Genomic DNA, 13,666 nt, shown 5'->3' on the forward strand with positions numbered 1-13,666 from the left:
TCATTTGTTCGACAACAAGATTACCATTTACCCCCATGCAAAAACAGAAACAATAAAACCGCAGGCAGATACTCGCCTAACTCTTCCCGCATGATCTTCAAAGCCTTACCCATTTGATTCTCCACGGTCTTCAACGACAGGTTCAGTTCGTCGGCAATTTCCTTATATCTTTTGCCCTCAAACCGGTTTAGCTCAAATATCTCCCGACATTTTTCCGGGATTTTATCCATAGCACTGGCAATCTTTTCTTTCAACTCCTCGAGTTCCAGAAAGTCGGTAGACTCTCCAACAGGTGCCACGTACCTTGTTCTGTCGGCATACTTCTGCTCTACCTTTTGGTGCTTGATATAATTGAGGCAGGCATTCCTGACGGCCCCAAAAAGGTAAGACTTTATCGACGTTTTGATTTTCAGCAGATCTGTTTTGATCCACATATCGCTGAAAAGCTCCTGCACAATTTCCTCGGCTATTTCCGTATCCTTGACATATTTGAGGGCAAACGAAGCCAGCCCTGAATAATATTCACGGAAAATACCCTCGAAGACTTTTTCGTCAGCGACGTTGACAATATGGGCAGTATGTTCTATCTGATCTGACAGTTTCTGCGTGATTTCCTGCAATAATAATGAGTTTTATATCAAAAACAGGTTGGCTCCATTGTTAAGAACAGGGCAATCGCATTTTAAACCATCCTGTCGAAATTCTTCTCTTTTACCCTGGCCCTAAAGGGAAAAGAAGAATTTCGAAGCTGTTTCACCCTTAAGGACAGCCGACGTGGAACGGGGTAATAAACAGCTTTGAAAGTAAAATGTGGAATTTGTTTTAAATGCGATTGGCCTGTTGCTAAGAAACCAAAAACAGCCACCCGCAAAAAAAGAAAAGCCGGGAACGCCCCGGCTTTACAAAGTTCAAGCTTTTGCAAGACTATTCTTCGTGCAAAATATCAACAGGGTTGCTGAAAGCGGTTTTTACCGACTGATAGCTTACTGTGAGAATGGCCAAAACCAGGGCACTCAATCCGGCGTAAGCAAAGACCTGCCAATTGATGCTTGTTCTGTACTGATAGTTTTGCAGCCATACATTAGCCGCCCACCAGCCAAGAGGCACAGAGATAACGAAGGCAATGATCACAAGCCGGGCGAAATCCTTACCCATTAACACCACAAGCTGACTGACCGACGCCCCCAACACTTTCCGGATGCCAATCTCCTTGTTGCGCACTTCTGCCATGTAGGAAGCCAGCCCTAGTAGGCCCATACATGCAATTAGTATAGCCAAACCGGTGAATACAGAAAACAGTTGACCCAGGCGCTGCTCAAATTCGAAAGCGCTGAAAAACATGGCATCAGTAAACTGGTAGCTAAATGGTAAGCCGGGTGCAAATTCATCCCACTGTAATGATAAAAAGCTTAGAAAGTCTTTTACGTCGGCAGCCTGATTATTTTCCGGCTTCAGTCTGACTGAGAGAAAATGTGTCTCCTGATGGGTGATGGGTGCCCCATAAGGAAATACTGCCAGCGGCTGTATCGGGCTGTCAAGCGTCCAGTAGTTAAAATCTCTAATCACACCGATGACGTTGAAGCGGGTATCCCAGTAAAGGAGCTTTTTGCCGATCACAGTCTCATCATTGTTCCAACCAAGGGCCTTTACTGCATTTTCATTCAGTACAACGCTCGTACGGTCGGCCTGGAATCCTTCTTCAAAGATTCGGCCGTGCAGCACTTCAACACCGAGGGTCTGCAAGTAATTATTACTCACGTTCATGTAGTTTATCGGCTGCTCATTCTCGGGGTCATCCTCGGTAGTGAAGCTGTCACCATCCCATATATTGGGAGGAACCGACGTAGACATGCCCACCGAAGCAACCGAAGGATTGTTGCTAAGTACTTCTCTGAACGACACCCTCTTTACTGAGTCCATTCTTTGCACCTGCGGCACAATGATCAGGTTGTTCTTGTCAAAGCCAATGTCTCTATTTTGCAAATAAGTAATCTGGTCGTACACGATAAAAGACAGCACTACCAGTGTGATGGAAATGGCAAATTGAAATACCACCAAGCCTCCACGAAGCAGCTGGCCACCCTTGCCCACCTTGTTTTGCTTTCTAAGTGCCTGAATAGGGCTGAAACGAGCCATGTAAAACGCAGGATAAGCGCCGGCAAGAAGAGCGGTGGAAACAATAATTATCAGAAGGAAAATGATTTTCATCCCGCTATCAAAAAGACCAAGAGTGGACAGCTGTATTCCAGCCAGACTGTTGAAGTAAGGAAGGCAAAGCTCAACAAGGCCTATTGCGAGGGCGGACGAGAATATTACCAGAATAAAAGACTCAGCCAGGAACTGGAAAAGCAGATGCTCTTTCAATGCGCCCATCATTTTACGCACACCCACCTCTTTTGACCTGCTGACCGATCGTGCTGTGGCCATGTTCATGTAGTTAACACTGGCCAGCACAAGCACCGTAATGGCTATTGCTGATAACACATACACATAGAGGATATTGCTTGTTGGGCCCAGTCTGTTGGGGGAGCTTACCGAGTGCAGCCATATATCCGACAAAGGCACAAGGTACAAATGCCAGGGCTTGCCACCAGAGGTGATGGTTTCATACGCCTGGCCTGCTCTTTTGCTTGGCAGGTCAAAAATAGCTTCCCTGACTGACTCTGGATTTGCACCTTCCTTCAACAGGGCATACGTGACAAAGCCAGACCAAAACCACGCTGTATTTCGGGCAGCTACCTCGGGGAACGACGACATAGAAGCAAGGATATTAAAACTGAAATGGCTATTGGGTGGTACGTCTTCCATTACTCCGGTGACTTTGTAAAGCCCCTCTGTTCTGCCGTCTGTCATTTTCAGCGTTTGTCCCAAAGCGTCAACTGTGCCAAAATACTTCAGCGCTGAAGACCGGGTGATGACTACTGAAAACGGTTCATCAAGAGCGGTTGAAGCGTCGCCTGCGATCATTTGAAAGGTGAATAGCTGCAAGAAGGTGGAGTCCACTGCACCCACGCCGTTGTCTTCATACGCAACGGCGTTTTGCTGAGATGGCACACTTACGACCCTGTCACCCACCGTATACACCCTCGCCGTCTGCTCCACGCCGGGGATATCGGTGCGGATGGCATCGGAAACACCCGGCCCCGTAGAGCCAAATGTCGGATATGCATCGCCCCAGATAAATGTCTGATCGATCCTGTAAAGTCTATCCCCCTTTTCATAGAATCCATCGTAGCTAAACTGGTAATCGATATAAAGAGAAATAACCATAAACACTGCCAGCCCTACTCCCAATCCAAACGCATTGAGAATGGAGTAAAAGCGCTGCTTGAGCAGGTTCCTGATAGCGACGGTTAGAATGTTCTTTAGCATATCCTTAAATTTTTGTCTAACCAAGCAAGACAACCATTGTACCAAACTGTAATCTATTGCTTTTCAGTTAATTACAAAAAAACGCCTCGCCTTGCCAATTCCAGTATCAAGCACAGGTGTCTGATATCGGACAGTGTAAAAAGAAAATCCCACCGAGTGGCGGGATCTTCCAGCATTAGTAACCTATGGCTTTTTCAGCTTGGGTAAAGCTCTTCTTGTGCGTTAGCCACTTCCCACCTTTTTCAATGAACCCAAGCCTGCATAGTCACAATCAACATACTCTTCCTGGCCACTTCCGGAGTATTGCGGTCATTTACGAAGTATGAAATAGTTTTGGATTTCTCTGTGCCTGAAATCAGGTGGCTATTTGCCCGAGCACCACCATGTTCTCCAGTGTTGGTGACTCCAGCCCTCCTTTGGGCTCAAGGGTGATGGCAAACGCTACAGCTCCTTTGATGTTCTTCATCTTAACAAGACTATTGGGGTTAGTAAAATCAATAACCCCCATGTCAACAGGCTTACCCTCCACAATGGCCCAAAGCTGATAATCCTGCTGATCGCCAGGTGTACCCAAATTGCCCAGGTCAAGGTAGACCTCTTCCGAGGTGGTGTTCCAATAAACAAACAATTGAAGGTTGGAGTCCTCTTTTGTGGCGTTCAGTTGAATTCTCCTGGTGCTCTCGTCTGTTGCAAGGGCCAGCATTTGCTCGTTTTGGTCAAGCGAGTTCTTCACCTGATTAAGCTCCTGAGCCATCATGCTGTTCTGAGCAACCAGCGCTTCGTATTCTCCACTGACGCTGCTATATCTTTGGAAGTAGAATAGTGCTGCTGCAAATGAGAGTAAGGCAATGGTCACCGATGCCGCCATCATCCAGTTACTCTTTGTTTCGCCAGCTGGCTGAAGATGTATCCGCTTCCCTAATGGGGCAGACTCGGGAAGAGTGTCAAATAGCTTTTGCTTGACTGACACTGGCGGCGCCATTCCCAACTCCTGATCCATCAACTCCATCGCCTGCTCAACAGCCTCAAGTTCAGCCTTCACCTCGGGGTGCTCAGCGCACATACGCTCCACTTCAGCTTGCTCAGCTGTTGAGAGCGTGCCCAGAACGTAAAGTTCCAGTATCCCTGACTCGATGAATTCTTTACTTGTCAACGTTTAGTAATTTTCTTAACAATGTCATGCCTGCCCTTAGCCTGGTTTTCACCGTGCCGAGAGGAATATTGAACTTCTCTTCAATTTCCGATTGAGTGTATCCCTGAAAGTACATCAAGTCTACAATCTCGGCCTGGTCGGGTTTTAGTTTGCTGAGCAATTCTTTTACGCCAATGCCATCCACTTTCATTTCTTCCATTGGCAGGGCCACCTCAGCATATACGAAGGACTCGACCGAATCAGTTTTACCTGACTGTGAAAATTCTTTGGATCTTGTTTTGTCAATAGCCAGGTTCCTGGCAATATTCACCATCCAGGTATACAGCTTGCCTTTAGCAAAATCGTATTTCTCAGAGCGCTCCCAATACCTCAAAAAGGCATCGTTGAGTACCTCAGAGGCTACCTCTTCACTTTTTACGATTCGGAAGATAACGCCATAAATAGCCTTTGAATATCTGTCGTACAGATACTCAAAGGCCAGCTTATCCTTTACCTGAATGCGGCGGACTAACTCTTCTTCCGGGATGATATAGACGGTTCTTCCGCTCAACTACGGTCTGTTACAGGTGGATTACCTCGTCGTAAGCAGCTGCTGCTGCTTCCATCACCGCTTCCGACATGGTCGGGTGAGGGTGTACCGACTTGATAATTTCATGACCAGTGGTCTCCAGCTTTCTCGCCGTAACAATTTCAGCGATCATTTCTGTCACGTTGGCGCCAATCATATGGGCACCGAGGAGCTCGCCATATTTGGCATCAAAAATTAATTTCACGAATCCGTCGGCTGCGCCAGCAGCTTTGGCTTTGCCTGACGCCGAGAATGGAAACTTGCCAACTTTGAGCTCATACCCGGCTTCTTTAGCAGCCTTTTCGGTGTAGCCTACAGAAGCCACTTCTGGTGAGCAGTAGGTACAACCAGGGATGTTGTTGTAATCCAGCGGTTCAGGATGATGCCCTGCAATTTTCTCTACGCAGATAATACCCTCAGCAGATGCAACGTGCGCCAGCGCCTGGCCCTTCACAATATCGCCGATGGCGTAAATGCCCGGGATATTCGTTTTGTAGTAGTCATCTACCAGCACTTTACCTCTGTCGGTAGCAACGCCCACGTCTTCCAAGCCTATTCCCTCAAGATTGGTAGAAATCCCTACGGCAGACAGTACCACATCGCACTCAAGGTTTTCTTCACCTTTCTGCGTTTTCACAGTCACTTTGCACTTCTTGCCTTTGGTGTCAACTTTGGTTACTTCCGAGTTGGTCATGATGGTCATGCCAGCTTTTTTGAAGATTCTCTCCAATTGTTTCGACACTTCCTCGTCTTCGAGCGGAACAATATTGGGTAGAAACTCTACGATAGTAACATCCACGCCAATTGACTTGTAGAAGTACGCAAACTCTACACCGATAGCCCCCGAGCCAACCACCACCATGCTCTGTGGTTTCTTATCAAGAGTCATGGCCTTTCTGTAGCCGATAATTTTTTCATTATCGATGGGCAATGCCGGCAATTCACGTGAACGACCTCCGGTTGCCACTATGATATGGTCAGCCTGGTAGTCAGTCTTCTTGCCGTCTTTGGCAGTTACTTCAACTGTCTTGTTTTTCTTCAGCTTACCGAATCCTTCGATGTGATCGATTTTGTTCTTTTTGAAAAGGAACTGGATGCCTTTGCTCATTCCGTTGGCTACATCCCGGCTTCTCTTCACCATCCCGTCAAAATCGGCCTCGGCGCCTTTTACTGAGATGCCGTAGTCCTTGGCATGATTGATATATTCAAATACCTGGGCACTTTTCAGTAAGGCTTTGGTAGGTATACAGCCCCAGTTGAGGCAAATTCCGCCCAGCTCGTCACGTTCTACCACACCTACTTTCATTCCCAGTTGAGAGGCCCTGATAGCGGCCACATAGCCTCCGGGTCCACTCCCAATAACAATCAAATCGTATTTCGTAGCCATTTGAATATGTTTATGTCAATTTTAAAATATAGTCTGGCGGCAAATTTAAACCGTTTGGCTGGAGAAAAAAATCTTTCATGGAACCATACAAAAGTTATTACCAGACAGCGAAATTGGATTCTCACAATTGGATTCATTCCACCTTTTGGCATTATTTCCAGTCCGGAGGAGTCCGTACAAAAGTATAATAGCCACTGGCAGAATGAGCCACTTTTTACCTTTTATCTGCATTCTCTCAATTGCTTGGAACACAACAACTGAGTACACAGGAAAAATCCCGGCAAGGAACCTTTCTGCGTCACTAGCAACTGGTTTGCCCAGAATTACAAAGCCAAGCACGTAAACAACAGGAATGGTTGATAATTGTCTAAGAAATGTTAGCCTTGGTGAAATGGGCTCGCTGGAAAAGAATATACTAATAACGAACCACAAACTGAGAATTCCTGCTGCAACTACAACATAGTGGCTGGATGTGCCTGGCACAAACCAAACGCCAATAGCACTTGAATATTCCAAAATGTTGCCACCCACGTTTTGTAAATATCCAGCATCCAGAAACCCTCCCCCTTCTCGGGAAAAACCATAGAGGTTCCAGAGGAAGAAGCCAGAAGACGAAGTCAGAAAAGCAATGCCAATTTTTATCCTATTCACAAAAGAACTCTCCTCTAAAAAGAAAGTGAGAAAAATACTGGACACTATGAATACACCGGCGTTTCGTTGAGCACAAAGGAGCAACGACAACAGAATAAGTGCATAAAACAAATACACACTTTTTGTTTCACCGTGGAAATAGAGTGTGACGATGATCAGCTGAATCAGAACTAGAAAGAATGGCTCACTCCATAAAAAGGAATGCACTAAAAGCAACGGGGTTGAGAGAAAAATGTAAAAACATGCAAGAACCTTATAGCTAAAACTGCACAGTACAATATCAATCAGTTTCCAGATCAAAATGAGCGTAACTGCATAGCAAACGATATTAAAAACCTTGCTGAAGGACAGGTTCCCATTCCAAAGAGAAAGAATTGCTGGAAACAAAGGTGGCTGTGCAACATACTTAGCGCCAAGCTGCGTTTCCATTGGACGCCCCTCCGCAATCGCCCTCGCTGCCGATAAATAGTTATGCGAATCGTAAGTAAGACCAAGCCCGCACCAAACGGCGTAAACGAGGGTGCAGCATGCCAATGTACCAACCAAAAATGGAATGATCCATGTGTATTTATTATCAATTTGGGCTAGATACTTAGTCAACTTTTTATTTCTTTGATGCATTATCCAGAAATATACAGACAATGAAACTATTGGAAGGAAAAGTCGCCCTTGTTACCGGCGCTTCAAAAGGTATTGGTAAATCTATTGCAATGGCATTTGCTGAGCAAGGCGCCACCGTAGCTTTTACTTATCTGTCAAGTGTAGAAAAAGGCCAGGCGCTCGAAAAAGAGTTGTCGGCAAAAGGTGTAACTGCTAAAGGCTACAGATCTGATGCCAGCGACTTTCAGGCGGCTGAAGAGTTGATAAACGCAGTGGTAACCGACTTTGGAAGACTCGACGTGCTGGTCAACAACGCCGGCATCACAGCCGACACATTGCTGATGAGAATGAGCGAAGAGCAGTGGGACAAGGTGATTCAGGTGAACCTGAAGTCTTGTTTCAATACAGTAAAAGCGGCCACGAAACCATTCCTGAAGCAAAAGAGCGGCAGCATCATCAACATGACTTCCGTAGTTGGCCTCAAAGGAAATGCAGGCCAGGCGAACTATGCTGCTTCCAAGGCAGGCATCATAGGCTTCACCAAATCAGTGGCCCTTGAGTTCGGCTCCCGCAATATCAGATCCAATGCGATTGCACCAGGATTTATAGAAACAGAAATGACTGACGTGCTGGATGAGAAGATTGTGCAGTCGTGGAGAGATGCCATTCCATTGAAAAGGGGTGGCCAGCCCGAAGATGTGGCCAATGCCTGTATCTTTCTTGCCTCCGACATGTCAACCTACATTACTGGCCAGGTGATCCAGGTCGATGGTGGCCTGCTGACCTAAAACCTTTGACTCGGTAATCGGCTTTGCAACCACACCGGTCACTCATCGCCGATTACCGGTTAACATAACCCAGCGTGCCGCTCACCAAATTTACAGTAACTTCCAACACCCTTTTGCGGTGCACTTCGTTATCATTGATGTGTCTTAAAGAGCCAAATGACAGAAAACAATAATTTACTGTTCGAACATTCCCCCTGGTGGATTTTGGCGTGCTGTGCTTTGGGTTTGCTTTATGCTTTTTTGCTGTACCAGAAAAAATCAACCTGGTCAACACTGACAAACCGCATCCTTTTCAGCATTCGTTTTCTGCTGGTGAGCTTCCTGGCCATTCTGTTGCTCAGCCCTTTTCTCAGGCTTGTACTTAATCAGGTAGAGGAACCCATTTTTGTTCTTGCCCTCGATAATTCCACTTCGGTTGCCAGCGGTTTAGACTCTACTCAGCTTTTGGCCGTGTCCAGGCAAGTGGATCAGCTGGCGGCTGCACTGGCGGCTAAAGACATTACGGTAGAAAGAAGGAACCTCAGCAACGAAGAGCTTTCAAAATTTGAGGGTACACCTTTTGATCAGAAAACAACCGACCTATCCACGCTTCTTAGAGAGTGGCAAACCGAATTCGAAGGGAGAGCCTTTGCTGGTGCACTGATAGTATCCGATGGTATTTACAACAAGGGCATGGCTCCCCAGTATCTCAACTTTACCGGCAAAGTTTATACGCTGGGCGTTGGAGACACAATTCCTGTAAAGGATCTTATTTTGAACAATGTTCAGTTCAACAAAATCGCTTATCAGGGAAATCTTTTCCCGGTGCGGGCAGAGGTAATTAACCAAGGCATTGAAACAGGAGAGTTGGAAGTCTCCATTTTAAAAGACGGGAAAATAATCAGCACGCAAAGAATAAAAGGCGATGGTGGTGAGCTTCTCAACGCCGACTTTCAGGTGCCCGCCGAGCAGCAAGGCCTTCAGCACTACGTAGTTCAGGTATCTACCCATCCTGAAGAAACGATTCTTTCCAACAACCGGCAGGACATATACATCGACATTGTAGAGGGCAAAGAAAAAATCCTCATCGCTTCCGGCGCTCCCCACCCAGACATCAAGGCCCTTAAGGCTGCGATATCGAAAAATGAAAATTACGAGGTAAAAACCTACGTGCCAATGGTGGACAAAGAGCTGCCCACCGATGTATTTGACCTTGTTATCCTTATCTCACCATTCGAAAGACAGCGAAGACTGACTGCTTTGCTGGAGAGAGTGAAGAATGAAAACATGAGTGCCTGGTATGTACTGGGCAGCACCACTTTGTGGGCGGAGGCCAACGACCAAAACACGCTCTTTAAGGTAGAGAGGACAAGGAATGAGTCGGACCAGGTCAGGCCGGCATACAATGACGCCTTTCAACTTTTCACGTTCGAAAGTGAGTGGAAGGGCATAGTCAATTCTTACTACACCCCGGTGACAGTTCCATACGGTGACTATCAAATCAGCGGTGGCGTTGCTGTGGCGTTGTTTCAGAAAGTAGGCGCTATTACCACACCCCGGCCCATGTGGTTTTTCTCGCAAAACCAGCTACCCAAGCAAGCGGTGACTTTAGGTGAAGGCCTTTGGCAATGGCGCATGCAGGAGTACTCGAGAACAGATAATTATGTAGCATTTGATAATCTCGTGCTGAAAACGGTACAATACCTGAGCTCTAAAGAAGACAAAAGGAAGTTTCGGGTGTACACTACAAAAACTGAATTTTTCGACAACGAGCAGATCATTTTTCAAACTGAAACCTATAACGACGTCTTCGAGCCTGTTTATGGCACAGAGGTGGAGCTAAAGTTGACCTATGCCGATGGAAGCGTAACCAACTACAACTATACTACGGCGCCGGGAAATACCCGATTCCGGCTCAATGGACTGAAAGATGGTATTTACAGGTTTGAAGCCAGTGCCATGGTAAACGGGAACAAGGAGCTTGCCTCGGGTCAGTTTACTATAAGAAAGCTCGACCTGGAAAACCTGCAGCTAACGGCCAATTTTAATGTTTTGAGAGAGTTGTCAGCAAGCACTGGGGGTAAGTTTTATGCAGCTAATCAGGTTGACGCTATGATCGCCGACCTCACTGCACTGCAACCAAAAGGCAGGATTTACAGTTCAGAAAACTACCTTCCGATTATTCATCTCTGGTGGATCTTCACTATCCTCCTGGTGCTGCTGTCAGCAGAGTGGTTTACCCGAAAATATTCGGGCAGCTATTGAGAAAGATCCTCATCACTTGATTAAACCGGGATTAATTTGAATAAAGACTACAAAAGTTTGGTTTGGGTCAGGTGACGTAAATACCCCTTCCAACTAAGCTGCAAGCCACTACCCAGGGCTTTCTTCATAAACTTTTGTAGTCTGGTGGTGGCAGAAGTAGCTGGCCAGAAAATATTCGGGCCGCCATTAAAAAACAAAAGCCAGAAGTGAGACCTCTGGCTTAGCTAATTCTATTTGAGTATTTACTTCAGTTACTCTTTCTTTTCTTTCTTTACTTTCTTCTTTTTCAGTGAAATAACCAACTGCTCGGCGTCGGTTACATGATCTGCAAGGATAACGTCCCCCTCCTCAATTTCACCTCTAAGAATTTCTTCAGCCACCGGATCTTCCAGGTATTTCTGAATGGCCCGGTTCAGCGGCCTCGCTCCATACTGTGGATCGTACCCTTTATCAGATAAGAAATCCTTTGCCTTTTCCGTCAGTTCCACCTGATAGCCAAGGTCTGTGATTCTCTTGAATAGTTTACCAAGTGTGATGTCAATGATCTTATGAATATGCTCTCTTTCGAGGCTATTGAAGATAATGATATCGTCTAACCTGTTAAGGAACTCAGGGCTGAAGGTCTTCTTTAAAGCATTCTGGATGGTCGACTTCATCACCTCATCCATGCTGTTCTGTCTCGACTGAGTGGCAAAACCAATGCCTGCTCCGAAATCCTTCAAATCACGCACACCAATATTGGATGTCATGATGATGATGGTGTTTCTGAAATCGACTCTTCTACCGAGCCCATCAGTAAGAATACCGTCATCGAGCACTTGCAACAGGATGTTGAACACATCAGGGTGTGCTTTCTCGATCTCGTCGAGTAGCACCACAGCATATGGCTTGCGGCGCACTTTTTCTGTCAACTGACCTCCTTCTTCATAGCCAACGTATCCCGGAGGCGCTCCCACGAGTCTCGATACCGAGAATTTCTCCATGTATTCGCTCATGTCGATGCGCACCAACGAATCGTCCTTATCGAAAAGGTAAGTAGAAAGCACTTTTGCCAGTTCGGTTTTTCCAACACCTGTAGGGCCAAGGAAAACAAAAGAACCGATGGGCTTCTTAGGATCCTTCAAGCCTACTCTGGTACGCTGAATAGACCTTACGAGCTTCTTGATGGCCTCTTCCTGACCAATTACTTTGCCAGCCAGCTCTTCACCCATTTTCAGCAATTTATTGCCTTCCTTCTGAGCTACCCTGCTGGCAGGAATGCCGGTCATCATAGCTATTACTTCCGCTACGCTTTCCTCGTCCACTGCATAACGCTTCGACTTAGTCTCTTCTTCCCAGCGAGTCTTGGCATTTTCCAACTCCTCTATCAGCTTCTTCTCCTTGTCTCTTAGCTGCGCTGCCTCCTCGTACTTCTGGCTTTTTACCACCCTGTTCTTCTCCTTCTTCACATCTTCTATCCGCTCTTCCAACTGCACGATGTCTTCAGGAACATGGATATTGTTAATATGAACACGGGCACCAGCCTCATCCATCACGTCAATGGCCTTATCGGGCAGGAACCTGTCACTGATATACCTGTCGGACAAAGTCACACAGGATGCAATTGCCTCAGGTGTGTAATTCACATGGTGGTGCGACTCATACTTGTCTTTGATGTTGTTCAGTATCTGCATGGTTTCTTCCACTGTAGTGGCATCCACCATCACCACCTGAAAACGACGGGCAAGCGCACCATCTTTCTCAATATACTGGCGGTACTCATCAAGCGTAGTGGCTCCGATACATTGTATTTCGCCCCTGGCCAAAGCCGGTTTGAACATGTTGGAAGCATCAAGCGAACCCGATGCACCACCCGCACCTACTATGGTATGCAACTCATCAATGAAAAGAATCACGTCAGGTGATTTCTCTATCTCATTCATCACAGCCTTCATTCGCTCCTCGAACTGCCCACGGTACTTTGTGCCAGCCACCAATGAAGCAAGGTCAAGCGTCACCACTCTTTTATTAAAGAGCACTCTCGACACCTTCTTCTGAACGATTCTCAGCGCAAGGCCTTCAGCAATGGCTGTTTTACCAACACCAGGCTCACCAATCAGAATGGGGTTATTCTTTTTACGACGGCTCAGTATCTGTGCTACCCTTTCAATTTCTTTCTCACGGCCCACAATTGGGTCGAGCTTGTCATCCTCGGCCATTTTGGTCAGGTCTCTGCCAAAATTGTCGAGTACGGGCGTTCTGGACTTCTCCCCGCCTTTTGCCGCACCAGCTTCTCCTCTTCCGGCAGACCCACTTCCGCTGCTGCCAAATATTCTTGAAGAGGAATCGTCGTCAGTATCGTCAGTGTCTGACGATGCCAACGGATTTTCTGTTTGATATTCCAATAGCTCTTTCACGACTTCGTATGTTACGTCAAATTTCTCAAGAATTTGAGTCGCTATATTGTCTTCATCTCTCAGGATGGAAAGCAATAAGTGCTCAGTGCCGATCAACTGGCTCTTAAATATTTTGGCCTCCAAATAGGTGATTTTAAGCACTTTCTCTGACTGCCTGGTCAGGGGTATATTGGCTAGGTTTTTTACGTTGCTGGTGGCAGTGCCTTTGGTTGCCTGCTCCAGCGCAGTGCGAAGTTCCTCCAGAGAAACACCCAGTTTCTTCAGCAAGCCCACAGCTACACCTTCGCCTTCTCTAATCATTCCCAACAATAAATGTTCAGTGCCTATATAGTCATGCCCGAGACGAAGCGCCTCTTCCCGGCTTAGAGAAATTACCTCTTTGACTCTATTAGAAAATTTTGCTTCCATAAAATGGTATATCCTGTATTAGAGTAAAAATAATTTTTTAGTAGCGCAATTACTACTAATTGATGGTCGATTTGAATCTATTTAACAACGCCCCTCTCC

9 protein-coding genes are annotated in these 13,666 nt (G+C 46.4%); 2 read left to right on the top strand and 7 right to left on the bottom strand.

All coding sequences use genetic code 11. The annotated features are described in order from the left end of the window. Window positions 1–20: 20 nt before the first annotated feature. From AAC052_RS21990 to AAC052_RS22015, 6 genes are all read right to left on the bottom strand, one after another. Complete coding sequence (locus AAC052_RS21990; protein WP_339815516.1) at window positions 21–620, bottom strand: RNA polymerase sigma-70 factor; 600 nt, start codon at window positions 618–620, stop codon at window positions 21–23. Between the two features lie 304 nt (window positions 621–924). Further along, on the bottom strand, window positions 925–3,372 hold the full coding sequence (locus AAC052_RS21995) for an ABC transporter permease (protein WP_339815517.1): 2,448 nt from the start codon (window positions 3,370–3,372) through the stop codon (window positions 925–927). A gap of 355 nt (window positions 3,373–3,727) precedes the next feature. Further along, window positions 3,728–4,525, bottom strand: coding sequence for an anti-sigma factor (locus tag AAC052_RS22000; protein ID WP_317489504.1), 798 nt, complete (start codon window positions 4,523–4,525; stop codon window positions 3,728–3,730). Beyond that, window positions 4,515–5,075 carry a sigma-70 family RNA polymerase sigma factor gene (locus tag AAC052_RS22005; protein WP_317489503.1) on the bottom strand — a complete coding sequence of 187 codons (561 nt, stop codon included), beginning with the start codon at window positions 5,073–5,075 and terminating at the stop codon, window positions 4,515–4,517. The genes AAC052_RS22000 and AAC052_RS22005 overlap by 11 nt, the downstream gene beginning before the upstream one ends. Before the next feature lie 10 nt (window positions 5,076–5,085). Continuing rightward, the gene (gene lpdA, locus AAC052_RS22010) at window positions 5,086–6,480 is read right to left on the bottom strand and encodes a dihydrolipoyl dehydrogenase (protein WP_317489502.1); all 1,395 of its coding nucleotides are present in this window, start codon (window positions 6,478–6,480) and stop codon (window positions 5,086–5,088) included. A 75-nt stretch (window positions 6,481–6,555) separates the two neighbouring features. After that, a complete protein-coding gene (locus tag AAC052_RS22015; protein ID WP_339815518.1) occupies window positions 6,556–7,731 on the bottom strand; it encodes a hypothetical protein in 1,176 nt (391 codons plus the stop codon). Between the two features lie 41 nt (window positions 7,732–7,772). Between AAC052_RS22015 and fabG the strand changes: the two genes are divergently transcribed. After that, window positions 7,773–8,519 carry a 3-oxoacyl-[acyl-carrier-protein] reductase gene (gene fabG, locus AAC052_RS22020; RefSeq protein ID WP_317489500.1) on the top strand — a complete coding sequence of 249 codons (747 nt, stop codon included), beginning with the start codon at window positions 7,773–7,775 and terminating at the stop codon, window positions 8,517–8,519. Between the two features lie 156 nt (window positions 8,520–8,675). After that, window positions 8,676–10,763, top strand: a complete 2,088-nt coding sequence (locus AAC052_RS22025) for a hypothetical protein (protein ID WP_339815519.1) — start codon at window positions 8,676–8,678, stop codon at window positions 10,761–10,763. 251 nt (window positions 10,764–11,014) lie between these two features. On the opposite strand, the gene AAC052_RS22030 is transcribed toward AAC052_RS22025, so the two are convergent. Then, on the bottom strand, window positions 11,015–13,567 hold the full coding sequence (locus AAC052_RS22030) for an ATP-dependent Clp protease ATP-binding subunit (RefSeq protein WP_339784893.1): 2,553 nt from the start codon (window positions 13,565–13,567) through the stop codon (window positions 11,015–11,017). Window positions 13,568–13,666: the final 99 nt, after the last annotated feature.

The organism is uncultured Imperialibacter sp., from assembly GCF_963974565.1.
Taxonomy (GTDB): domain Bacteria; phylum Bacteroidota; class Bacteroidia; order Cytophagales; family Cyclobacteriaceae; genus Imperialibacter; species Imperialibacter roseus.